At 69.1% G+C, this 23384-nt stretch carries 19 protein-coding genes; 11 read left to right on the top strand and 8 right to left on the bottom strand.

The window, feature by feature from the left end:
- Positions 1-15: 15 nt before the first annotated feature.
- The 9 genes from EV138_RS35865 to EV138_RS35825 all read left to right on the top strand — a co-directional run bounded on the left by EV138_RS35865 (position 16) and on the right by EV138_RS35825 (position 13476).
- Positions 16-1605 (top strand): ABC transporter substrate-binding protein, encoded by a 1590-nt coding sequence (locus EV138_RS35865; RefSeq protein WP_202867107.1) that lies wholly within the window; start codon positions 16-18, stop codon positions 1603-1605.
- Between the two features lie 4 nt (positions 1606-1609).
- Positions 1610-2602, top strand: a complete 993-nt coding sequence (locus EV138_RS35860) for an ABC transporter permease (RefSeq protein WP_133985089.1) — start codon at positions 1610-1612, stop codon at positions 2600-2602.
- The gene (locus tag EV138_RS35855) at positions 2602-4515 is read left to right on the top strand and encodes a dipeptide/oligopeptide/nickel ABC transporter permease/ATP-binding protein (protein WP_133985087.1); all 1914 of its coding nucleotides are present in this window, start codon (positions 2602-2604) and stop codon (positions 4513-4515) included. Before EV138_RS35860 ends, EV138_RS35855 begins: the two co-directional genes overlap by 1 nt.
- A complete protein-coding gene (locus EV138_RS35850) occupies positions 4512-5297 on the top strand; it encodes an ATP-binding cassette domain-containing protein (RefSeq protein ID WP_133985085.1) in 786 nt (261 codons plus the stop codon). Before EV138_RS35855 ends, EV138_RS35850 begins: the two co-directional genes overlap by 4 nt.
- Positions 5294-8629, top strand: a complete 3336-nt coding sequence (locus EV138_RS35845; RefSeq protein ID WP_133985083.1) for a serine hydrolase — start codon at positions 5294-5296, stop codon at positions 8627-8629. The genes EV138_RS35850 and EV138_RS35845 overlap by 4 nt, the downstream gene beginning before the upstream one ends.
- Entirely contained in the window at positions 8626-9747 is a 1122-nt protein-coding gene (locus EV138_RS35840) for a M20 family metallopeptidase (protein WP_133985081.1), read from the top strand. The genes EV138_RS35845 and EV138_RS35840 overlap by 4 nt, the downstream gene beginning before the upstream one ends.
- Positions 9744-10613, top strand: a complete 870-nt coding sequence (locus EV138_RS35835; RefSeq protein ID WP_133985079.1) for a GNAT family N-acetyltransferase — start codon at positions 9744-9746, stop codon at positions 10611-10613. The genes EV138_RS35840 and EV138_RS35835 overlap by 4 nt, the downstream gene beginning before the upstream one ends.
- Positions 10613-11716, top strand: a complete 1104-nt coding sequence (gene menC, locus EV138_RS35830; protein WP_133985077.1) for an o-succinylbenzoate synthase — start codon at positions 10613-10615, stop codon at positions 11714-11716. Before EV138_RS35835 ends, menC begins: the two co-directional genes overlap by 1 nt.
- Positions 11717-11814: 98 nt before the next feature.
- On the top strand, positions 11815-13476 hold the full coding sequence (locus EV138_RS35825; RefSeq protein ID WP_133985075.1) for a PucR family transcriptional regulator: 1662 nt from the start codon (positions 11815-11817) through the stop codon (positions 13474-13476).
- Positions 13477-13536: 60 nt separating this feature from the next.
- Here the strand turns inward: EV138_RS35825 and EV138_RS35820 are convergent, their stop codons facing one another.
- Entirely contained in the window at positions 13537-14484 is a 948-nt protein-coding gene (locus EV138_RS35820; RefSeq protein ID WP_133985073.1) for an electron transfer flavoprotein subunit alpha/FixB family protein, read from the bottom strand.
- Positions 14485-14499: 15 nt separating this feature from the next.
- On the bottom strand, positions 14500-15282 hold the full coding sequence (locus EV138_RS35815) for an electron transfer flavoprotein subunit beta/FixA family protein (protein ID WP_133985071.1): 783 nt from the start codon (positions 15280-15282) through the stop codon (positions 14500-14502).
- 130 nt (positions 15283-15412) lie between these two features.
- Between EV138_RS35815 and EV138_RS35810 the strand changes: the two genes are divergently transcribed.
- The gene (locus tag EV138_RS35810; RefSeq protein ID WP_133985069.1) at positions 15413-16147 is read left to right on the top strand and encodes a class I SAM-dependent methyltransferase; all 735 of its coding nucleotides are present in this window, start codon (positions 15413-15415) and stop codon (positions 16145-16147) included.
- Between the two features lie 183 nt (positions 16148-16330).
- On the top strand, positions 16331-17599 hold the full coding sequence (locus EV138_RS35805; protein ID WP_133985067.1) for a delta-60 repeat domain-containing protein: 1269 nt from the start codon (positions 16331-16333) through the stop codon (positions 17597-17599).
- 76 nt (positions 17600-17675) lie between these two features.
- Here EV138_RS35805 and EV138_RS35800 read toward each other — a convergent pair whose 3' ends face one another.
- The 6 genes from EV138_RS35800 to EV138_RS35775 form a co-directional block, all read right to left on the bottom strand.
- Positions 17676-18632, bottom strand: coding sequence for a hypothetical protein (locus EV138_RS35800; protein ID WP_238158599.1), 957 nt, complete (start codon positions 18630-18632; stop codon positions 17676-17678).
- Positions 18625-19476, bottom strand: a complete 852-nt coding sequence (locus EV138_RS35795; RefSeq protein ID WP_133985063.1) for an acyltransferase — start codon at positions 19474-19476, stop codon at positions 18625-18627. The genes EV138_RS35800 and EV138_RS35795 overlap by 8 nt, the downstream gene beginning before the upstream one ends.
- 20 nt (positions 19477-19496) lie before the next feature.
- Positions 19497-20444 (bottom strand): class I SAM-dependent methyltransferase, encoded by a 948-nt coding sequence (locus EV138_RS35790; RefSeq protein ID WP_133985061.1) that lies wholly within the window; start codon positions 20442-20444, stop codon positions 19497-19499.
- A 9-nt stretch (positions 20445-20453) separates the two neighbouring features.
- Positions 20454-21233 (bottom strand): enoyl-CoA hydratase/isomerase family protein, encoded by a 780-nt coding sequence (locus EV138_RS35785; RefSeq protein ID WP_133985059.1) that lies wholly within the window; start codon positions 21231-21233, stop codon positions 20454-20456.
- Positions 21234-21323: 90 nt separating this feature from the next.
- On the bottom strand, positions 21324-22361 hold the full coding sequence (locus tag EV138_RS35780) for a Gfo/Idh/MocA family protein (protein WP_238158598.1): 1038 nt from the start codon (positions 22359-22361) through the stop codon (positions 21324-21326).
- Positions 22358-23383 (bottom strand): Gfo/Idh/MocA family protein, encoded by a 1026-nt coding sequence (locus EV138_RS35775; RefSeq protein WP_133985055.1) that lies wholly within the window; start codon positions 23381-23383, stop codon positions 22358-22360. The genes EV138_RS35780 and EV138_RS35775 overlap by 4 nt, the downstream gene beginning before the upstream one ends.
- Position 23384: the final 1 nt, after the last annotated feature.

Below are 23384 nucleotides of genomic sequence, written 5' to 3'. Positions count from 1 at the left end.
TTCCAGGAGTTGATGATGAGATCCGCAGCCACCATCGCGGTCGCCGGCGCGCTCGCCACCGGACTGGTCCTGTCCGCCTGCAGTTCGGGCGAGCAGACCACCGGTGCGGGCAAGCCGGTGGCGGGCCAGACGCTGACCATGGCGCTGAACGCCGACCCGGGCAACCTCGATCCGCAGTTCACCTCGCTGTCGATCACGAAGCAGGTCGACGCCTTCCTCTACGACTCGCTGCTCAACATCGACGGCAGCGGCAAGGACGTGGCGGGTCTCGCGGAGAAGTGGGAAGGGACGACCACCACCGCGAAGTACACGCTCCGCAAGGGCGTCACCTGCGCGGACGGGACTCCGCTGACCGCGAGCACGGTCGCGGAGAACATCACCTTCGTCGGCAACCCGGCCAGCAAGTCCACCCGGATCGGTGTCTTCGTACCACCCGGAGCCAAGGCGACCGGCGACGACGCGACCGGCACGGTCACCGTGACCGCAGCCGCGCCGGACGCCTTCCTGGTCCGCAACGTCGGTGGTCTGCACATCGTCTGCGGCAAGGGCATGAAGAACCGCACGCTGCTCAAGCAGGGCTCGGACGGGACCGGCCAGTTCAAGGTCACGGAGGTCGTGCCGGGCGACCACTACACGCTGACCCGCCGCAAGGAGTACGCGTGGGGTGTGGGCAACTTCAAGGCGGACCAGCCCGGGATGCCGGACAAGGTGGTGCTCAAGGTCGTCGCCAACGAGACCACGGCAGCCAACCTGCTGCTCGCCGGCCAGGTCAACATCGCGGCCATCTCCGGGCCGGACAAGCAGCGACTGGAGGCACAGAAGGTCTTCTCGCGCAGCATGGGTACTCCGCTGGGTGAGCTCTGGTTCAACCAGAAGCCGGGTCTGCCGACCGCTGATCTCGCCGTCCGCAAGGCGTTGACGCAAGCCCTCGACCTGGCTCAGCTCGGCAAGGTCATCACCGGTGGCACCGGCAAACCGACCACCAGCATGACCGTGCCGGGGACCGGCCCGTGCAACGACGACACGGTCACCGGCAACCTCCCCGGCCACGATCTCGACGCGGCCAAGGCGACTCTCGACGCGGCCGGCTGGAAACCGGGTGCGGGCGGCATCCGTGAGAAGGGTGGAACCAAGCTGTCCCTCGTCTCCTACTACCTGACCAACCTCGGGCCGACCATGCAGTCCGGCGCCGAACTGTTGCAGAAGGCGTGGACCGAGCTGGGCGTCCAGGTCTCGCTCAAGGCCGTGTCGACCGCTGAGATCAGTACGGTCGTCCTTGCCGGTCAAGGGACCTGGCACACCGGCCTGATCCCGCTGACGACGTCGCTGCCCAGCCAGCTCGTGAGCTTCCTGTCCGGCCCGACCCCGCCGGGTGGGGGCAACTTCTCCTGGATCAAGAACCCCGAGTACGACGCCGCGGTCGCCAAGGCGGCGAAGATCGCCGGGGCGGACGGTTGCGGCGACTGGGCATCGGCCGAGCGCGCGTTGTTCAAGCAGGTCAACGTCGTGCCGTTCGTCAACTCCACCGTGCCGATCTTCGCCAAGGGCGCGACCTTCGAACTGAACGACGGCGTCGACCCCGGATCGATCCGGATGATCGGGTGACCCGGTGACGGCGACGGCGAGCGTTTCCGGTGCGGCGGCGAGCTTCGGTACCCATCCGTGGGTGCGGTTCGCCGCCCGTCGGCTCGGGCGGCTGGTCGGGTCCGTGCTGGTACTGGTCAGCGCCGCGTTCCTGATGATCCACCTGATCCCCGGCGACCCAGTGCGCGGCGCACTCGGCCCCGCGGCTGCACAGAGCGTGGTCGACGCCCAGCGCGAGTCCCTGGGCCTCAACGACCCGCTCTGGGTGCAGTACCTGCACTTCCTGCAACACCTCTTCACCGGCAACCTCGGTACGTCGATCACCACCGGCCTCCCGGTCTCCGACGTGATCCGCGATCGCCTGCCCGCCACGCTCCAACTCGCCGTCGCCGCCTTCGTCGTCGCCGTACTCATCGCGCTACCGCTCGGCCTGGCCATGGGCGTCCTCACCCGAGCCGGCCGCCGACCACGTACTGAGCTGAGCTTCACCTCGACCACAGTGGTACTCGCCGCGATCCCCGAGTTCCTCCTGGCAGTCGGACTCGTCTACGTCTTCGCAGTGAAGCTCCACTGGTTCCCTGTCGCCGGCCGCGGCAACGTCTCGTCGTACGTGCTACCCGTGCTTGCACTGGCCATCGGGCCGGCTGCGGTGCTCGCGCGCATCTGCCGGGTCGAGCTGCTCGCAGTACTGCAGACCGACTATCTGCGGACAGCACGAGCCAAACGGCTTCCCGCTGTTGCTGTGTATCTACGGCACGCGCTGCCCAATGCGGTGACGGCAACAATCACCCTCGGCGGTCTGCTCCTGGGCGCGATGGTCGCCGGCACAGTACTCGTAGAGAACGTCTTCAGCTGGCCAGGACTGGGTAGCACGATCGTGTCGTCGATCCTGGCCAAGGACTACCCGCTGGTGCAGGGCGTAGTACTCGTCTACGGCGCCGGCGTCCTCCTGGTGAACCTGGCAGTCGACGTGATCCTCGCCCTGCTGGACCCCCGATCCACTATCCGGGAGAGCTGATGAAGAGAACAGCTCGCTGGATCGCAGTACTACGTACGCCGGTCGGCGCCGGCGCAGGGGTGCTCCTCCTCGCAGTACTCCTGCTCGCTCTCGTCGCACCGCTGCTCTGGACGCATCAGGCGACCGCGATCGACACAGAACACCTACTGGAGGGCACCTCTGCGAAGCACTGGCTCGGCACGGACAACCTCGGCCGCGACATCTTCTACCGAGTACTGGTCGCCTCCCGTACATCGATCCTGCTCGCTCTGATCGCCACCTCCATCGCGGTGGTGTGCGGACTCGCGCTCGGCTGTGCACCCACTGTCCTCGGTCGACGCGCCGGTCGACTGGCGACGGCCGTGGTGAACATCGCCGTCGCGTTCCCCGGGCTACTGCTCGCCCTGTTCTTCGCGGTCGTCTTCGGAGTCGGCGCGAAGGGCGCAGTTCTGGCGATCGGGTTCGCCGGAGCACCGTCGTTCGCGCGGCTGACCCAGACTCTGGTCGCCGGGATCGAGAAGCGGGACTTCGTCGCCGCCGCGCGGATCGCCGGGGTCGGCCGGTTCCGGATGTTGTCGCGGCACATCCTGCCCAACATCGCCGAGCCGCTGGTGGTGAACGCGACGATCGGTGCCGGCGGCACCTTGCTCGCCTTCGCCGGCCTGTCGTTCCTCGGCCTGGGTGTGCAACCGCCGGCCTACGACTGGGGGCGATTGATGGGCGAGAGCCTCAACAGCATCTACGTGCATCCCGCCGCGGCACTGGCACCGGGAGTCGCGGTCGTCGTCGCGGGCCTGGCGTTCAATCTCTTCGGAGAGGCCGTGGCGAAGGGCTTCGGCGTACCGGTACTGAAGGGGCCGCGGTTGCCGCAGGGGGAAACCGCTCCGGCGGCCGCTGTCGACGACGACGCCGTGCTGGTCGTGAAGGACCTGCACGTCAGCTTCCCCGGGCCGGTCACCCCCGTGCGCGGGATCAGTTTCACCATCGGGCGGAGCGAGATCGTCGGCGTGGTCGGCGAGTCCGGGTCGGGCAAGAGCCTCACTGCACTTGCAGTCGCCCAATTGATCGAATCACCCGGCCAGGTGCGAGCGTCCGAGTTGTCGTTCCTCGGAGCGCCCCTGCTCGGACGGGCAGCGGTTCGCAGTACTGCGGCCGCGCGGCGGCGGTTGCTCGGTACGTCGTTCGCGATGGTCTTCCAGGACCCGATGACGTCGTTCAACCCGACGATGCGGATCGGGGCCCAGCTCGCCGAAGGTGCTCGCGAGCACCAGGGGATGTCCCGGCGCCAGGCGATGAGCCGGGCGGTCGACCGGCTGCGGGCGGTCCGGATCCCCCTGCCGGAGCGGCGGGCGCACCAGTATCCGCACGAGTTCTCCGGCGGGATGCGGCAGCGGGCGATGATCGGGATGGGACTGATGGGTACGCCCGCGCTGATCGTCGCCGACGAGCCGACCACCGCGCTTGACGTCACCGTGCAGCGGCAGGTGCTGGAACTGCTCGAACAGATCCGGACCGAGAACGAAGTCGCCGTGCTGCTGATCAGCCACGACATCACCGTCGTCGGGCAGGTGTGCGATCGCGTTCTGGTGATGTATGCCGGACGAATCGTGGAGGACCTGCCTGCGAGCGAGCTCTACACAGGAGCTCGCCATCCCTACACCCGCGCGCTGTCGGCCGCGGTACCGGATCTCGACACTCCGCTGGACGAACCGCTGGCGGTCATCCCCGGACGGCCGGTCGATCCGGCGCACTATCCGAGTGGCTGCGCCTTTGCGGCTCGCTGTGAATTCGCCACCGACCGGTGCCGGAGCGAGGATCCCGCCTTGGTCAGTCACGGTCCGGCGCATCAGGTGGCCTGCTGGAACCCGCAGGGTTCGGCGGCCTGGCAAGCTCGGCATCCAGGCACGGAGTCGATCCGGACGGGGCAACGATGAGCGAACTGCGTTTCGATCAGGTGTCGGTCCGGTTCGGCACCGGCAGCCGGGCGATCACGGCCGTCGACGGCGTCGACCTGGTGGTGCCGTCCGGCCAGGTGGTCGGGCTGGTCGGCGAATCCGGGTCGGGCAAGTCGACCCTGGCCCGCGCGGCCGTCGGGCTGGTCGAGCCGTCGTACGGGCGGATCCTGCTGGACGGCGTACCGCTGGATCACCGCGCCGGCAGCCGTCGGCCGCTGCAGATGGTCTTCCAGGATCCCTACTCGTCCCTCGATCCGCGGATGACGATCGGCGACACGATCGCGGAGGCGGTACCCCGGACCGGCGGCCACCGGGCCGACGAGGTCGCCCGGCTGCTCGAACTGGTCGGCCTCGATGCCGCCCGAGCCCACGCCTACCCAGGCGCCTTGTCCGGCGGTCAGCGCCAGCGCGTCGCCATCGCCCGGGCACTGGCCGGGCAGCCGGACGTGATCATCGCCGACGAGATCACCTCGGCTCTCGACGTCTCGGTCCAGGGCACCGTGCTCAACCTGGTCCGTTCCCTGCAGCGCGAACTGAAGCTGTCGATGCTGTTCATCTCGCACAACCTGGCCGTCGTCCGCTACGTCAGCGACCTGATCGCGGTGATGTACCTCGGCCGGATCGTCGAGTTCGGCCCGGCGGACCAGGTCCTGACCGATCCACAGCACGACTACACCAGAGAACTTCTCGCGGCCGCGCCCCGGCGCGGCACGACCTCGCCATACCCAAGCCAGAAGTATTCAGGGAGGACCTCCGCGTGACTCGACACCTGCGCATCGACGATCTGACCGAGCTAGCGGTACCGGAGCAGCCGGCCCTCTCGCCCGACGCCACCCAGATCGCCTACGTACTGCGAACCACCGACGTCGAAGGCGACCGCACACTGCGAAGCCTGTGGCGAGTGCCCGCGTCCGGTGGCGAACCACAGCAGCTGACCAGAGGAGACGCCGACAGTACGCCGGTCTGGTCACCCGACGGGACCCAGTTGGCGTTCCTCCGCGCGAAGGACGGACCCGCGCAGCTCTGGCTGCTCCCTGTCGGCGGTGGTGAACCCGAGCAGCTCACTACTCTCCCGCTGGGTGCAGGCGCCCCGCAGTGGAGTCCGGACGGGACCAGGATCGCCTTCAGTGCGGCGGTGGACATCGCTGGGCTGGACGACGAGACACGCGGCCATGCGCCGATCGTCACCGAGCGACTCGACTACCAGGCCGACGGTGCCGGCTGGCTGCGGACGATCCGCAAGCACCTCCACCTGATCGACGTCGACACGAAGAAGTGCAGGCAAGCCACCGAGGGCGACTGGCACGCCGGTGACCCCGCCTGGTCACCTGACGGCACCAAGCTGGCCTTCGGAGCCGCCACCGCTCCCGACGCCGACCTGAGCCCGACAGCACCGGCGTACGTGCTCGATGCCACCGATGAGAAGGCCCAGCCTCAGCTCGTCGGTCTCGCCGAAGGGCTGGCCGGCCCAGTCGTGTGGACCGCCGACGGCGACGCGCTGGTGATCGTCGGCAACCTCGCCGGACCGGTCGGTCACGCCGGACTGCTGCGACTGTCGCTCGCGACCGGCGAGGTGGTGAACCTGGCCGAGTCACTCGATCGCAACGTGATGCCCGGCGGACCGGCGTACCCAGGAGCCCTGCCTACGTTGACCGATGACGGTCGCACGGTCCTCTTCGCCATCCGCGAACGCGGCTGCAGTCACCTGTACTCCGTGCCCGTCGCCGGCGGCACTCCCCAACCAGTACTGGGCAAAGCCGGCCAGAACGTCTCCAGCCTCACCGTCGCCGGTGGAACCGCCGCACTCGTGCTGACCACGGAGACGTCGTACGGCGAGGTCGTCACCCTCGACCTGGCGAGCAAAACGGTCACCCCACGCACGTCGTACGGCGAGAAGCTCGCCGAGGTGGAGCACTTCGCCCGGACCGAGCGCGAGTTCACGATCTCCGACGGGACCGTGGTGGCCGGCTACCTGATCCGCGATCCTTCGGCGACCGGGCCGCAGCCGTTGCTGCTCGACATCCACGGCGGCCCGCACAACGCGTGGAACGCGGTGGCCGACGAGGTCCACTTCTACCACCAGGAACTGGCCGCTCGCGGTTGGACCGTCTTCCTGGTGAACCCGCGCGGCAGCGACGGGTACGGCGAGGAGTTCTTCAACGCCGCACTCGGCGCCTGGGGCGTCGAGGACGCGAAGGACTTCCTCGAACCGCTCGACGAATTGGTTGCCGAGGGCATCGCCGATCCGGCGCGCCTCGCCGTGGCCGGCTACAGCTACGGCGGATTCATGACGTGCTATCTGACCAGCCGGGACGACCGGTTCGCGGCGGCCGTGACCGGCGGCGTGGTCAGCGACCTGACCAGCATGGCGGGCACCTCGGACCTCGGCCACTACCTCGGCGTCTACGAGCTGAACGGGCCTGCGGACTACACCGAGATGTCTCCGTTCAGCCAGGTCGGCAAGGTGAAGACGCCGACGCTGGTCCTGCACGGCGACGCCGACGTACGGTGCCCGATCGGTCAGGCCCAGCAATGGCACACGGCACTGCGCGAGCAAGGCGTGCCGACCCAACTGGTGCTCTACCCGGAGGCGAGCCACCTCTTCATCGTCGACGGACGGCCGTCGCACCGGCTCGACTTCAACCGGCGGATCCTCGACTGGGTCGAGCAGTACGCCGGTGACGCGGCCGGCCCACGTCGTGCCCGGATCGACGCGGCCCACTGGCAGCACCGGCTCGACACGCTCGCCACGAAACACGGCGTACCGGGTGCAACTCTTGGCATCCTGCGCCTGCGGGACGGCGTCGAAGACGAACTGGTGGAAGTCGCGACCGGCGTCGTGTTCAAGGACACGGGTGTCGCGACGACGGCCGATTCGCTCTTCCAGATCGGGTCGGTCTCCAAGGTCTGGACCGCGACGCTGGCGATGCAACTCGTCGACGAGGGCCTGCTCGACCTCGACGCCCCGATCATCGAGGTACTGCCCGAGCTGCGCCTGGGCGACCCGGACGTCGCCAAGCAGGTGACCCTGCGGCACCTGCTCACGCATACGAGCGGGATCGACGGCGACGTCTTCACCGACACGGGCCGCGGTGACGACTGCCTGGAGAAGTACGTCGACGGGCTGGCCGAGGTCGGCCAGAACCATCCGCTGGGGGCGACCTGGTCCTACTGCAACTCGGGCTTCTCGCTGGCCGGCCGGGTGATCGAGAAGGTCACCGGCAAGACCTGGGACCAGGTACTGCGCGAACGGATCCTCGTGCCGCTCGGTCTGGAGCACACGGCGACGCTGCCCGAAGAGGTACTCCTGCATCGGGCGGCCGTCGGCCATGTGGGTGAGCCCGGCGAGGAGCCGAAGCGGGCGCCGGTATGGATGTTGCCCCGCTCGCTGGGACCCGCGGGAACGATCGTCTCGACCGTTGCCGACACCTTGGCCTTCGCGCGCCTTCACCTGAAGGGCGGCGTCGCTCCGGACGGCACCCGGGTACTCCGGGAAGAGACCGCAACGCTGATGGCCTCGAAGCAAGCGGACCTGCCGGACAAGCACACCCTCGGCGACTCGTGGGGCCTCGGCTGGATCCGGTTCGACTGGGACGGCCGGCGGCTGATCGGGCACGACGGCAACACGATCGGACAGTCCGCCTTCCTGCGCGTGCTCCCCGCGGAGGGCCTGGCCGTTGCCCTGCTCACCAACGGCGGCAACACGCGCGACCTCTATCAGGACCTGTACCGCGAGATCTTCGCCGAACTCGCCGACGTCACCATGCCGGCCCCGCTCGCGCCGCCCGCCGATCCGCCCAAGGTCGACCTGCACAAGCACGCGGGCCGGTACGAGCGCGCGAGCACGATCGAGGAGGTCCTGATCCGCGACGGCGAGGCAGTACTACGAACGACGGTGACCGGCCCGATCGCCGAACTGTTGCCGGAGCCCACCCACGAGTACCCGTTGGTGCCGGTCGACGAGAGCGGCGACCTGTTCGCCGTACGGCCGCCGGGGTCGCTGACCTGGATGCCGGTGACGTTCTACTCGCTGCCCACCGGCGAGAAGTACCTGCATGCCGGGGTCCGCGCTACTCCGAAGGTGAGCGGATGACGTCGCTGGTCGAGCGGATGCAGGCGGAACTGCCGGGGATGCTCGCGGAACTGGAGACGCTGGTGACCTGCGAGTCGCCGTCGTCGGACCTGGCGGCGGTGGCTCGGAGCGCAGAAGTGGTCGCCCGGGTCGGTAGTGGGCTGCTCGGCAGCGCACCGGAGTACGTGGTGGTCGATGGGCGGACGCATCTGCGATGGCGACTCGGTGCGGGGCCTTCCCGGGTGCTGGTGCTGGGGCATCACGACACGGTGTGGCCGGTGGGATCGCTCGCGACGCATCCGTTCGCCATCGAGGACGGCGTACTGCGTGGGCCTGGGTCGTTCGACATGAAGACCGGCCTGGTGATGGCTTTCCATGCCTTGGCCGCGTTGCCCAGTCCGGACGGCGTCACCCTGTTGGTGACGGGTGACGAGGAACTCGGGTCGCCGTCGTCGCGGGCGTTGATCGAGGACGAGGCCGCAGGCTGTGTCGCCGCGTTGGTGCTCGAGGCATCGGCTGACGGCGCTTTGAAGCTGGAGCGCAAGGGCGTCTCCAACTATGAAGTGAGGATCGCGGGTCGCGCCTCGCACGCCGGCCTCGAACCGGAACTCGGGGTCAACGCCAGCATCGAGGCGGCCCACCAGATCCTCGCGATCAGCCGGCTCGGCGATGCGTCGCGCGGGACGACCGTGACACCGACCAACCTGTCCTCCGGTACGACGCGGAACACCGTGCCCGCCGCGGCAAGCTTCTCCGTCGATGCGCGGGCTCGCGATGTCGCGGAGCAGCAACGAGTCGATGCGGCGTTGCACGCGTTGACCCCGGTGCTCGACGGCGCGTCGTTGGAGATCCTGGGCGGCCCGAACCGCCCGCCGCTGGAGCGGAAGATGTCCGCCGACCTGTTCGACCGAGCCTCCCGACTCGCGGGGGAGCTCGGACTCGAGCCGTTGCAGGAGATCTCGGTAGGTGGCGGATCCGATGGCAACTTCACGGCGGGCGTCGGTACGCCGACCCTCGACGGCCTCGGTGCTGTCGGCGGCGGGGCTCACGCCGACGACGAGCATGTCCTGGTGGCCGAGATCGCGCCACGAACCGCTCTGCTGACAGCGTTGATCGCGGATCTGCTGGACAGCCCATGAGCAACATCGCCTTCGGTACCTCGGTCGAGGACGCCACCCGCGACAGCTTGGCGGCAGCGGCGTCGGCCGGCGTACGGGTCCGCGAGCTGTCCGAACTGGCGGAACTCGACGAGGTCTACCGGTTGTACGACTCGATCTGGCGGCCGGATCCGAAGAACCCGCCGGTGACGACGGAACTGCTGCGTGCGTTGACGAAGGCCGGCAACTACGTCGGCGGCGCCTACGACGGGGACGAATTGCTCGGGGCCTGCGTCGGCTTCTTCGGAGCGCCTGCAGAGGTGGCGATGCACAGTCATGTCGCCGGCGTGTCCGGTGCTGCTCGTGGCCGCAACGTCGGGTTCGCGCTGAAGCTCCACCAGCGGGCGTGGGCCCTGCAGCGTGGCGTGACGGCGATCTCGTGGACCTTCGATCCGCTGGTCCGGCGCAACGCCTACTTCAATCTGGTGAAGCTCGCGGCGGTGCCGACGGAGTACCTGACGAACTTCTACGGACTGATGGAGGACGGGATCAACAGCGGGGACGACACCGATCGGCTGCTGGTCCGCTGGCAGCTGGACGCGCCGGAGGTCGCCGCGGCCGCTGCGCGGCGACCGCGTGCCATCACGTTGCCTGCGGCAACCATTGCGCTGGGGCGGACGGCGGACGAGCGACCATCGGCGGGCCGCTCGGGAGACGGCGGGACGGTGCTGGTCGCAGTACCGACTGATGTCGAGGGACTGCGGACGACGGACCCCGCGGCGGCGAAGGACTGGCGGGCGGCGGTGCGCGAGGTTCTCGGTGGGCTCCTCGCCGACGGCGCGCGGGTGACCGGCTTCGATCGGGCCGGCTGGTACGTACTCGAACATGCTGCGAAAGGGCTGGTGTGATGAAGCTGACCGGGGTCGAGTTGCGGCGGATCTCGTTGCCGCTGGTGGCGCCGTTCCGGACGTCGTTCGGGACCGAGACGACGCGCGACGCCTTACTGGTCCGGGTCGTCGGCACCGAGGCGGAGGGATGGGGCGAGTGCGTCGCGATGAGCGGGCCGCTGTACTCGTCGGAGTACGTCGACGGGGCGATCGACGTACTGCGGCGGTTCTTCGTGCCTGCCTTGGCTGCTGTGGAACGGCTTTCGGCGGTCGGAGTCGCTCCGGCGCTGGCCCGCTTCCACGGGCATCGGATGGCGAAGGCGGCGCTGGAGACCGCGGTACTGGATGCCGAGCTGCGAGCGGAGGGGCGGCCGCTGGCTCGTGAACTCGGCGCAGTGCACGACCGGGTGCCGTGTGGAGTGTCGGTCGGCATCATGGACTCGATCGGCGAACTGCTGGACGCGGTCGGCGGATATCTGGACGAGGGCTACCTGCGGATCAAGCTGAAGATCCAGCCCGGCTGGGACATCGAGCCGGTCGCCGCCGTCCGGGAACGCTTCGGCGACGTGCTGCTCCAGGTCGACGCGAATACGGCGTACGCCGTGTCGGATGCCCGGCACCTCGCGCGGCTCGACCCCTTCGACCTCCTGTTGATCGAGCAACCGCTGGACGAGGACGACATCCTCGGGCACGCCGAGCTGGCGCGCCTGATCAAGACCCCGGTCTGCCTCGACGAGTCGATCACCTCGGCCCGGTCGGCTGCGGCGGCGATCAGCCTGGGCGCCTGCTCGATCATCAACGTGAAGCCCGGCCGGGTCGGCGGCTACCTGGAAGCGCGGCGGATCCACGACGTCTGCGTCGCGCACGGCATCCCGGTCTGGTGCGGCGGCATGCTCGAAACCGGCCTCGGCCGAGCCGCCAACGTCGCCCTCGCGGCACTGCCCGGTTTCACCCTCCCCGGCGACACCTCGGGCTCCAGCCGCTACTACCGGACCGACCTCACCATCCCGTTCACGCTCCAGGACGGCCACCTGCCCGTCCCCACCGCCCCCGGCATCGGGGTGGACCCGCTGCCCGACGTACTCGACGACGTCACCACCGCCACCGAATGGCTCCCCACCTGACGTCTTGTCCGATCCGACAAATCGGAGCGCCGAATCTGTCCAGCGGGACGAGTTAGGGTGGGTGATCAGGCTCTAGCTTCGGAAGGGTGCTGCTTTCCGTGACGAATCGGCCTCGGGCCAGCCTCGGCCGGGTTCTCGACGACCTCGGCGACACCCTGCTGGAACTCGTGCACGGCGACGCCGACCAGCCGGCCGAGCTCGGCGGCGTGGTCATCCACGACCCGGTCGACGAACCCGTCCTGCCGCGGCACGCCCTCGTCCTCGGCGTCGGGCTCCAGGACCCGGCCGCCATCACTCAGCTCCTGCGCGACCTCGGCCGCCAGCAAGCGGTCGGTCTCGTCGTCCGCTCCCCCATCGCTGCAGACGACACGATCACCGCGGCGGTCGCCGAGTCGGGGGTCGCCCTGCTCGGTCTGACCCGAGGCGCCTCGTGGGACCAACTCGCAGTACTGCTCCGCTCGGTCCTCGCCGAGGGCGATGTGGGCGTCGCCGAGCCGGAGACACTCGGCGGGATGCCGTCAGGCGACCTCTTCGCCCTCGCCAACGCGGCTGCCGCGCTGCTCGACGCCCCGGTCACCATCGAGGACCGCAGCTCCCGTGTGCTCGCCTTCTCGAACCGCCAGGACGAGGCCGACACAGCTCGCGTCGAGACGGTCCTCGGCCGCCAGGTGCCACAGCGGTACTCACGGCTTCTCAACGAACTGGGCGTGTTCCGCGAGCTGTACCGCACCGACCAGCCGGTACACGTTCCCCCGCTGCCGATCAGCGAAGGCGAGTTCACCATCCCCCGGATGGCGGTCGCCGTCCGGGCCGGCGACGAGATCCTCGGCTCGATCTGGGTCGTCGTCCGCACCCCCCTCACCGAGGAACGCACGCAGGCCCTCTGCGACGCGGCGAAGCTGGTCGCCCTGCACATGCTCCGCATCCGCGCCGGCGCCGACGTTGAACGCCGGCTACGAGCCGACCTGGTCAGTACTGCGCTCGAAGGCGGCTCCGGCGCTCGCGAGGCACTGGACCGCCTCGGCCTGGCCGACCAGCCGCTCGTCGTACTCGCCCTCTCGATGCTCACTCCGGCTCACCAGCGTGAGGCTGCAACGGAGACCGACGTGCACGACGCCGCCCAAGCCACCGAACGTCAGCGCCTGGCCGACGCCTTCGCCATGCACCTCGGCGCCGTGCATCCCCGGTCGGCTGCCGCACTCGTGGGCGATGTCGCCTACGGCTTGATCCCGGTCCGCGCGGATCGTGCCGACGGCGAGGAGAACGCCGTACGGATCGCCAAGGACTTCCTCGACCGCATCGGCGACCGGGTCACCGCCACGATCGGCGTCGGACCCGTCGTCCGGGAGAACTCGCACCTCCCGCACGCCCGTGCGGGCGCCGACCGAGCCCTCCGCGTACTGCGAACCAACCGCGGGTCGCAGCGCGTCGCCCGGCTGGCGGACGTCCACGTCGAGACGCTCCTGCTCGAACTCCGCGACCTGATCGAGGCCCGCGGCGACCAGCCCACCGGTCCGATCGCCCGCCTGATCAGCTACGACCGCGAACACAACTCGAACCTGGTCGAGACCCTGCGCGCCTGGCTGGACGCCTTCGGCGACGTCATCGCCGCGGCCGCCTCGGTCTACGTCCACCCCAACACCTTCCGCTACCGCCTCCGCCGCCTCGCCGAGGTCGGCGTCCTCGACCTCGACGACCCGGACACCCGCTTCGCCGCCATGCTCCAGCTCCGGGTCCTGCCTCCAGCGCGCAAGCGCTAGCCCACAAAAGAAGCCCGGCCCGCTCGGGGGGGGTGAGCGGGCCGGGCTGGTCGGTGCGGGTCAGGACTTGCGCTTGGTGACTTCCTCGGTCGCCGCCGGCAGAACCTTGTGCAGGTCGCCCACGACACCGAAGTCGACGAGCTCGAAGATCGGGGCCTCTTCGTCCTTGTTCACCGCGACGATGGTCTTCGAGGTCTGCATACCGGCGCGGTGCTGGATCGCGCCGGAGATGCCGGCCGCGACGTACAGCTGCGGCGACACCGTCTTACCGGTCTGGCCGACCTGGTACGCGTGCGGGTACCAGCCGGAGTCGACCGCTGCCCGCGAGGCGCCGACCGCAGCGCCGAGCGAGTCCGCGAAAGCCTCGACCGGACCGAAGTCACCGCCGGTACCGCGACCACCGGACACGATGATCGCCGCCTCGGTCAGCTCCGGCCGGCCGGTCGCCTCCCGCGGCTTCGAGTCGGTGATGCGAGCCGTCTTCGCGGCATCGGAGATCGTCACGTCGAACTCCTCCACCTCCGGCGACGTCTCGGCCGCCTCCGGAGTGGCGGCGTTCGGCTTGACCGTGATGATCGGCGTGCCGTGGGTGATCTTCGACTGGACCGAGTAGTTGCCCGCGAACACCGACTGAGTGGTGACCGGGCCGGCCTGGACGTCGACGGCGTCGGTGATCAGGCCCGACTCGAGCTTGACCGCCAGCCGGGCGGCGATCTCCTTGCCCTCGGCGTTGGACGAGATCAGGATCGCGGCCGGCTCGATCTTGGCCGCGATCTGCTGCAGCGCCTCCGCCTTGGGAGCGACGAGGTACTGGGTCAGCTCGGGGTTGGTCAGCGCGATCACCTTGGTCGCGCCGTACTGGCCGAGGGCCGGCAGGGCCTCCTGGACGCCCTCGCCGATGTAGACGGCGACGGGCTCGCCGAGGCGGCGCGCGATGGTGAGAAGTTCCGCGGTCGTCTTACGGACCTTGCCACCGGTGTGGTCAACGAGAACGAGAACGTTCGACATGATCTGACTCGCCCCTCAGAGGAACTTGTTGGTGGACAGGAACTCGACGAGCTGGGTAGCGCCGCTACCGTCCTCGTCGGTGACGATGGTGCCGGCCGAGCGCGGCGGACGGGAGGTCACCTCGACCACCTCGGTCCAGGCGCTCGAGCCACCGACCTGGTCGGCGGAGATCTCCAGGTCGCCCAGTGTCCAGGTCTCGACCGGCTTCTTCTTCGCGGCCATGATGCCCTTGAACGACGGGTACCGCGGCTCACCGGACTGGTCCGACACCGACAACACGAGCGGCAGGGTGCCTTCGATCGTGTCGCTGGCGGTGTCGCCGTCCCGGCGGATCGTCACCTTGCCGCCGTCGACGGTGACCGACGAGCCGAGCGTGACGGCCGGCAGCCCGAGCCGCTCGGAGACCATCGCCGGTACGACGCCCATCGACCCGTCGGTGGAGGCCATCCCGAAGACGACCAGGTCGGCCTCGAGCTTGCTCAGCGCCTTGGCCAGGATCAGCGAGGTCGCGACGGCGTCCGAACCGTGGATCCCTTCGTCGTTCACGTGGACGCCCGCGTCGGCGCCCATCTGCAGGCCCTTCTTGATGGCGTCCGCGGCCTGCTCCGGCCCGACGGTGAGGATGGTCACCTCCCCCTCGCCGGCCTCCTTGACAGTCAAAGCGGTCTCGACGGCGTACTCGTCCAGTTCGGACAGCAGCCCGTCGACACCGGCCCGGTCCACCGTGTTGTCCTCGGAGCGGAAGCGGCGGTCCGCGGTGGCATCCGGCACGAACTTCGCGCAGACGACGATCTTCATAGCGTGTGGGACCCCTTCTGGTTAACGGTCACTCCCAGCCTGCCACGGATGTTACCCGCGAGAAACATAAGCACTGTGCGAGTCCCATCACAGTTACCCAAAGGCACCCGGAGAACTCTAGGCTCGGCTGGTGGCTGAGACGTTACCGCTGACCGGGGAGAGAACGGCGCCCGGGATCTGGCACGAGAACTATTGGTACGCCCGGCACCTGGCGGCGTACGAGTGGCTGACCGGCCTGATCCCGCCCGGCGGCCGCGTCCTCGACGCCGGCTGCGGCGAAGGATACGGAGCCGAACTGCTCCGTACTACGGGCGCCGCGTCGGTGGTCGCCCTCGACTACGACCGTACGGCGTTGCGCCACGTCGCCAAGAGCTATCCGGAACTCAAGCCGCTGCAGGGGAACCTGGTCCAGCAAGGGCTGGCCGACGCGGCGTTTGACCTGGTCGTGTCGATGCAGACGGTCGAGCACCTCTGGGACCAGCCCGCCTTCGTCGCCGAGTGCGCCCGGGTGGTCCGGCCCGGCGGCGCCGTAGTACTGACGACGCCCAACCGGCTCACCTTCCCGCCGGGGAACTGGTACCACACCAGGGAACTGACCGGGCCCGAACTCGTGGACCTGGTGGCGGCCGAGCTGGACGTGACGACCGTGGCCGGCCTGCGGCACGGACCACGGCTGCGCGCCTGGGAGGCGCAGTACGGGCAAATTGTCGACGCCCAGTTGGCGGATGGTCACCAGGACTGGGGCCGATCTCTGATAGACCTGGTCAGATCAGTGCGAGCCACCGACTTCACCGTCGAGGAGTCCACCCCGACCGGGACCGCGGATTCCCTCGACCTGCTGATCGTGGCCCGAAAGGCCCGCTGACCAGTCCCCGGCCACGCTCGGCAGGTAACCATCCGGCCAAGGCTTACAGAAATTGACCCCAGGTGACTTCTGCAACACCCGCTGGATATGCCAGAGTCGTCCGCGTCCTTCGCGACCTGTCTGGCTGCCGCCCCGGTTGCCACGTCCCAGTCGGACCCTGACCATGGTTTGGAATCCTTGAGAATGAAAAAGCTCGTTGTAGCGATCGGCGTCGCCCTGACCGCCGTCGCCGCCGTCGTGGTGGTCTTCCTCGGTGGGCCGTCGAACGCCTCGCCGATCTCCCAGGACGCCGTCGTCTCCCAGAATCCGTCCGACATCACCCCCCGGGTGCAGGACGGCGCCGTCTACAAGATGCTCAGCCACGGCGGGGCCATCTTCGTCGGCGGCCAGTTCACCAAGGTGAAGCCGTACAACAACCTGGCGACGATCGCGCGCGACCGGCTGTTCGCCTTCAACCCCAAGACCGGCGGCATCACGGGGCTGCACGCCACCTTCAACTCCGAGGTGTGGGCGCTGGCGACCGACGGTACGTCGCTGTTCGTCGGCGGCTACTTCAACGTGGTCAACGGGGTGAAGCGCACCGGGGTGGTCAAGCTGAACGCCACCACCGGCGCGGTCGACACGAAGTTCAACGCCAACCTCACCGGCTCGGTCACCGACATGGCCTACGTGAAGGGCCGGCTCATCCTCGGCGGCACCTTCTCGCAGAAGCTGCTCGCGGTCAGCCCGGTCTCCGGCGGCAACACCGGCTACATCAAGGTCGCGATCGCCGGCGTGCCCTTCCCGGGCAACCCGGAGTCGGGCCCGACGAAGGTCTTCCGCCTCGCCGTCAACCCGGCCGGTACCCGGCTGGCGATCGTCGGCACCTTCTCCTCGGTCGGCGGTCAGACCCGGCGCCAGGTGGCCCTGCTGACGCTCGGCACGAGCTCCACCACGGTCAGCGGCTGGTACTCGCCGCTATGGGACCACACCTGCAGCTCGGCGACCCCGTCGTACTCGCGGGACGTCGACTTCTCGCCGGACGGTTCCTTCTTCGTGGTCGTCACCACCGGTGCCGCGGCGCCGGACGACAAGACCAGGCTCTGTGACTCCGCGAGCCGCTGGAACGTCAACGACCAGCGCACGACGTACCCGGTCTGGGTGAACTACACCGGCGGCGACACGTTGCTCTCGGTCCAGGTGACCAGGTCCGCGGTCTACGTCCAGGGCCACAACCGCTACCTGAACAACCCGAGCGGCAACAACGACGCCGGTCCCGGCGCCGTGTCGCGGCAGGCCATCGGCGCGATGAACCCGCACACCGGCCTCGCCTACTCCTGGAACCCGACCAAGGACCGCGGCATCGGCGGCTACGACCTCCTGCTCGCCGCGGACGGCCTCTGGGTCGGCTCCGACACCACCCACATCGGCGGCGAGATCCACGAACGCATCGCCCTGCTCCCGCTGCCCTGATTCCCATCAGCACCAAAGGAACGGCCCCGGATCCTGGTGATCCGGGGCCGTTCCTTTAGGGTGCTCGATCGAAGCCCTAGGGCCGGATGAAGCGTTCGAGGATCTTGCCGGCGATCAGGTAGACGAGGGCCGCGATGCCCCAGTTGACCAGCAGGGTGTTCTTCGCGGTTTCCAGCCGGAACAGGTCCTTGAACGGGCCGACGATGTCGTGGCCGCGGTCGAGGACGAAGCGGACGATCTCGTTGCTCTGGTTCGCCTGGTCGAGGGCGGTGAACAGCGCGCCGAGGGCCAGCACGGCAGCGGCCAGGACGGCGATCAGCCAGATCACCGAGGCGATCAGGTTCCGGACCTGCTTCACGCCGGTGCCGACGGTCGACATCGCCGCCTTGCCCTTGGCGGTCGGGGCAACCTTCGCGGTGACCGTCTTCTTCACGGCCGTTTTGTTGCCGACGGCACCTGTCGCCGCCGTACCGGTGGCCGGTTTGCCGACCGACGGCGTACTGGCCGCGGCGGGTTGCCGGGTCAGCGGCGTCGTGACCGAGGTGTCGTCGGTCTTTGCCGCGGCAGCGGCTTTCTCGCGTTCGCGCTGCGCCGCGACGATCTCGGCGGCCGTCTTCGGCTTCGCGGCCTTCGTCGCCGTCGCGGTCGAGCCGCGCACCGTTGCGCCGGCCGGAGTCTCCTCAGCTTCCACGCCCGGCGGTGTCACCGCCTTCTCGGCATCGGCGGCCGGGGCCGCCTTGTCGTCGTGAGTACCCACGTCGTCCATCTCCTCAGCCGGGGTCGGTTCCTCATCCGCCGCCGGTCCCAGCACCGGCGGCTTCTTCCGCTTGTTGCCCGGGACCGGACGCGGCGTCAATCTGCGCCGCACGCCTGGCACCGGGACCGGCAACACGTCGTCCACACCGTCCAACGTAGCGACGTCGACACTGTCGGCGACAATCGGCACCGGTTCGACCGCCCGGTGCCGCGCGCCCGTGATGGAGCCGTCGGCAGCAGCCTGGTCGAGACTCGGCTGCCGGTTCACGTCAGCCACGCTGCTTCTCCTCTCCGACGACGACGTCCGGGACATAGTGCCCGACTGGCGAGTAACTTGAGAACCCCCTGGTCACATCTGCTTTATCACCACTGGTAGGTGATCCGTTACCCGACGGCGCGTCGGCCCCCTCCACCGGTCCCCCGCCGGCGGCCGGTACCACCGGCGCTCCCGCGCGCAGGCGGGCCGCGGTCTCCTCGTTGGCCCGGGCAAGCTTGTCCAGGTACGCCCGGCGCTCCGCCTCCGCCTCGTACCGGCTGACCCGGTCACGGACCACCACCGCCGGGATCCCGGCCGCCACCGAGTACGCCGGAATGTTGCCCCGGGCAACGCTATTGGCGCCGATCACCACACCGGCGCCGATGTCGGCGCCCCGGGTCACGGTGACCTTCGTGGCCAGCCAGCAGTCCGGGCCGATCCGGACCGGCGACTTGACCAGCCCCTGGTCCTTGATCGGCGGGCCGAGATCCTCGGTCTTGTGGTCGAAGTCGCAGATGTAGGTCCAGTCGGCGATCAGCGTGGAAGCGCCGATCTCGATGTCCAGGTAGCAGTTCACCGTCACATCGCGGGCGAACACCACCTTGTCGCCGATCCGCAGCGTGCCTTCGTGGGCCCGCAGCCGGGTCTCGTCACCCAGATGCACCCACTTGCCCAGGATGAGCCGGCCGTGCCCCGGTCTGGCAACGATCTCCAGTTTCTTGCCGAGAAAGACGAATCCCTCGGTGACCACGTGCCGGTGCCGCAGCTTGAACACCGCGAAGCGCCAGTACCGTTTCAGGTAGTACGGCGTCCACGCCCGGTGGCGCACCACCCAGCGCAGATTCGCCGCGGTCAGCAAGCGCATCCGTCCATTATGCGCATGTTTTACGGGGCTACCCCGGTGATCGACACGTTGTAGTAGAGCTCGTCGGGGACTACCTGAGCGAGCACCTTGTCGACCTTGGACAGCTGCAGCCACGACTTGTAGGCGAACATCCGCCAGCCGAAGCCGAGCTTGCTCTCCGGTACGGCGGCCTCGAAGGTCCGGATCGGCCAGCCGACCCAGGCCGCCAGCAACTCCTCCGTGACGGTCCGTACGCCGGTCGCCCCGGCGCGCTCGGCGGTCCGGGCCAGCGTGTCCGGGTCGAAGGTGTGCAGGTCCACCACGGCCTCGAGCGCGGCCGCCCGCGAGGACTCGTCGAGTTCGGCCTGCGGCCGGCGCCAGTGGCTCAGCGCGGGCAGCTTGGTCACGTTGGTGGTCGCCCACCAGGTGAACCGGGAGAGCCGGCGCGCCACGTAGTCGCCGTACCGGGTGGGTTCGCCGCAGATGACGAAGCGGCCGCCCGGCTTCAGGACGCGGAGCATCTCGCGGAAGGCGAGTTCCACGTCCGGGATGTGGTGGATGACGGCGTGCCCGATGACGAGGTCGAAGGTGTCGTCGTCGTACGGGAGCTTCTCCGCGTCCGCGACCTTGCCCTCGATCGCGAAGCCGAGGGTGTCCGCGTTGCGCTTGGCCGCCTCGACCATGCCGGGTGACAGGTCGGTGACGTGCGCCTCGGCGAGGACGCCGGCCAACTTGAGGTTCAGCGTGAAGAAGCCGGTGCCGGCGCCGATCTCGAGCGACTTGCCGTACGGCCAGCCGTCGGACCCGGCGACGTCGGTGAACCGGTCGCGGGCGTAGTCGACGCAGCGTTCGTCGTACGAGATCGACCACTTCTCGTCATACGTGGACGCCTCCCAGTCGTGGTAGAGCACCTGGGCGAGCTTGTTGTCGTTCCACGCGGCCTCGACCTCCTCGGCGGAGGCGGCAGGCTTCGGTCCGGCAGTAGTCATCTGTATCTCCTAAAAGCCCTTGAACGCTGCTTTTCCCGGGCCGTTCTCGACGAAAGACTTCATCCCGATAGAGCGGTCCTCAGTGGCGAACAGCGCGGCGAACTGCTGCCGCTCGATCTCCAGCCCGGTGTTCAGGTCGACCCCGAGGCCCGCGTCGATCGCCTCCTTGGCGGCCCTCAACGCAAGCGCGGCGCCACGCGAGAACTGCGAGGCCCAGGCAACGGCCGCGTCGTACACCTCGGCGGCAGGAACGACCTTGTCGACGAGCCCGATCCGGAGCGACTCGGCGGCGTCGACGAACCGGCCCGTGTAGATGATGTCCTTGGCCTTCGACGGGCCGACCAGCCGGGACAGCCGCTGGGTCCCACCGGCGCCGGGGATGATGCCGAGCAGGATCTCGGGCTGGCCGAGCTTCGCGTCCTCCGCGGCGATCCGGTAGTCGGCGCACAGCGCGAGCTCACAGCCGCCGCCGAGCGCGTACCCGGTGATCGCGGCAACGGTCGGCTTCGGGATCGCGGCGACCGCCGACAGGGAGGCCTGCAGCGGACCGGAGCGCTTGACCATGTCGCCGTACGACATGTCGGCCATCTCCTTGATGTCCGCCCCGGCCGCGAACACCCGCTCGCCGCCGTAGATCACCACGGCCCGCACCGCGTCGTCGGCCACTGCCTGCTCTGCCGCGGCCCGGATCTCGTCCTGGACCTGCACGTTGAGCGCGTTCATCTTCGGCCGATCCAGCCGGATCGTCCCGACCCCGTCACTCACCGTCAGATTGACGAACTCGCCCATCTCGCTCCTCCAGTCAGGCCCTACCCACCGGTCACATCCCGGGGCACGCTACCGGACCAGTCCCTCCGGTCGTACTACGAGGTGCCGCCGCTACAGGTCGACGGGCTGCCCCGACCGGGCGGAGCGACGGGCGGCATCGACGATCTTCAGGGTGCGCAGACCGACCGCGCCGTCGGGTTGGGGCACCACCGCGGGCGGCTTGCCAGGAACGGCCGGACCGGACGCGCGCACAGCGGTGAGGAACTCGGCGAGCATCATCCCGTCCAGGTCGCCGCCGACCGGGAGGAACACCTCGCCCCCGGCATCGGTGCCACCGACATGGGGCAGGAACGGCGCGATCTCCACCGAGCCGTTGGTACCGGTCACCTGCAAGGTCACACCACCCCAGGTCGGCCCGTTGTCCGGCACGCTCCATGAGCAGTCGATGGTCGCCAGCAATCCGTTGGCGTAAGTGATCGTCACCAGCCCGCCGGTCTCGACCTCCACGCCTTTGTCCTGGTGCAGCACCCGGTTCGCCGCCGCGTAGACACGGGTCGCCTCGACACCACCGGTCAGCCCGTCGATCAGGTCGGCGCAGTGCACCGTGTGATCCACCAGCGCTCCCCCACCGGCGTACGCCGCGTCGGTGAACCACTGCCGCTGCGCGTACGGGATCTTCCCGTTGTTCGTCCCGATCACCGCGAAGACCTCACCGAGCCGCCCCGCTTCGACCATCGCCCGGAGCCGCCCGTACGACGGCGCGAAGCGCACCGGGTATGCCGTCATCAGGATCACCCCGGCGGCGTCGCACGCGGCCAGCATCGCCTCGCCGTCGACGACCTCGGTGGCAAGCGGCTTCTCGCAGAGCACATGCGCGCCGACGGCGGCCGCTCTCTCGACGAGTCCGCGGTGCAGCGAGTTCTCGCTGGTCACCACGACGGCATCCGGGCCCCACGCGAAGAGTTCGTCGTACGAGTCGACGTAAGGCACGCCGAGTTGCTCGGCGAAGGCAGCGCCCCGCGGCCCGGCATCAGGCGCGGCGGCGCCATCCGGGTCGGCCGTCAGCACCTCGACGTCGGGCATCCCGGCGAGCAGCCGCACGTACGACGACGTGTGGGTGTGGGCGAATGACGCGATAGCAACCTTCATGCCGATGCTCCCGACGGGGTGAATGTGCTCATGTCCACAGCGCGGCCGGTCGTCATCGACTCCCGCGCGGCCTCGGCCAGATACACCGCGGCGATGCCGTCATCCGCGACCACGCGCGGCTCGGGTCCACCCCGCAGCGCGCTCGCGAGTTCCCGCAACTGGGTCAGATAGGGACTCTCGTAGAGCGTCGACGATGGGATCAGCAGGTCGCCGGTCGACGCGTCGTCCTGCAACTCCTCGGCGAACCCGGTGTCCTCGGCCGAGGAGTACTCCAGTACGCCGGTGGCTCCCGCGATCGAGAAGCCGGACCGGAATTCGGTCCCCTCCGCTCCCCAGGTCGCCCGCAGCTGGCTGATCGCGCCGCCCTCGTGCGTCAGCGTCACGTGCGCCGCCACGTTGACCGGGCTGATCCCGTCGACCGAAGGCGGACTCTGGGCGGCGTACACGCTGGTGACCTCACCGCAGATCCACCGGGCCTGATCGAGGTCGTGCACCATCAGATCCATGATCACGCCGCCGGAGCGCGCGACGTCGCGGTACCAGCCTCTGGCGGCCGGCGTACTGGCCGCGCGGAAGAACCGGGCGACCGCGACCTGCCCGATGCGACCGTCGAGCACGGCAGCGTGCGCAGCGGCGTACGCCGGGAAGAACCGCACCACGTGCGCGGGATAGATCCGTACGCCGGCCGCGGCCGCCGCCTCGGACAGCTCGCGGGAGTCGGCGGCGGTCAGCGTCAGCGGCTTCTCGCAGATGACGTCGCGACCGGCCTCGATCGCGGCGAGCGTGATCTCCTTGTGCGTCGCCGACGGAGTGACGATGTCGACGAACTCCACCTCGGCGAACAAGGCCGGCAACGAATCGACCGCTTCCAGCCCGTACTGCGCGGCGAGCTCGGCGGCACCCGCGTGCGAATGCACCAGCACGCGCGCACCCAGTGCCTTCCAGGCCGCGACGTGCACGTGCGCGATGTTGCCCGCGCCGATCAGCCCGACCGTCAGACCGGTCAGTTCTGGTTCACTCATG

Source organism: Kribbella voronezhensis, assembly GCF_004365175.1.
Classification (GTDB): domain Bacteria; phylum Actinomycetota; class Actinomycetes; order Propionibacteriales; family Kribbellaceae; genus Kribbella; species Kribbella voronezhensis.
Note: the sequence above shows the minus strand (reverse complement) of the source record. Positions and strands in the feature narration are given on the sequence as shown.

What these genes read in the sequence shown, in the direction of transcription:
- EV138_RS35865 (WP_202867107.1), top strand. Translation starts at nt 16, where the DNA reads ATGAGATCCGCAGCCACCATCGCGGTCGCCGGCGCGCTCGCCACCGGA.
- EV138_RS35855 (WP_133985087.1), top strand. Translation starts at nt 2,602, where the DNA reads ATGAAGAGAACAGCTCGCTGGATCGCAGTACTACGTACGCCGGTCGGC.
- EV138_RS35850 (WP_133985085.1), top strand. Translation starts at nt 4,512, where the DNA reads ATGAGCGAACTGCGTTTCGATCAGGTGTCGGTCCGGTTCGGCACCGGC.
- EV138_RS35840 (WP_133985081.1), top strand. Translation starts at nt 8,626, where the DNA reads ATGACGTCGCTGGTCGAGCGGATGCAGGCGGAACTGCCGGGGATGCTC.
- EV138_RS35835 (WP_133985079.1), top strand. Translation starts at nt 9,744, where the DNA reads ATGAGCAACATCGCCTTCGGTACCTCGGTCGAGGACGCCACCCGCGAC.
- menC (WP_133985077.1), top strand. Translation starts at nt 10,613, where the DNA reads ATGAAGCTGACCGGGGTCGAGTTGCGGCGGATCTCGTTGCCGCTGGTG.
- EV138_RS35820 (WP_133985073.1), bottom strand. Translation starts at nt 14,484, where the DNA reads ATGTCGAACGTTCTCGTTCTCGTTGACCACACCGGTGGCAAGGTCCGT.
- EV138_RS35815 (WP_133985071.1), bottom strand. Translation starts at nt 15,282, where the DNA reads ATGAAGATCGTCGTCTGCGCGAAGTTCGTGCCGGATGCCACCGCGGAC.
- EV138_RS35805 (WP_133985067.1), top strand. Translation starts at nt 16,331, where the DNA reads ATGAAAAAGCTCGTTGTAGCGATCGGCGTCGCCCTGACCGCCGTCGCC.
- EV138_RS35795 (WP_133985063.1), bottom strand. Translation starts at nt 19,476, where the DNA reads ATGCGCTTGCTGACCGCGGCGAATCTGCGCTGGGTGGTGCGCCACCGG.
- EV138_RS35790 (WP_133985061.1), bottom strand. Translation starts at nt 20,444, where the DNA reads ATGACTACTGCCGGACCGAAGCCTGCCGCCTCCGCCGAGGAGGTCGAG.
- EV138_RS35785 (WP_133985059.1), bottom strand. Translation starts at nt 21,233, where the DNA reads ATGGGCGAGTTCGTCAATCTGACGGTGAGTGACGGGGTCGGGACGATC.
- EV138_RS35780 (WP_238158598.1), bottom strand. Translation starts at nt 22,361, where the DNA reads ATGAAGGTTGCTATCGCGTCATTCGCCCACACCCACACGTCGTCGTAC.
- EV138_RS35775 (WP_133985055.1), bottom strand. Translation starts at nt 23,383, where the DNA reads ATGAGTGAACCAGAACTGACCGGTCTGACGGTCGGGCTGATCGGCGCG.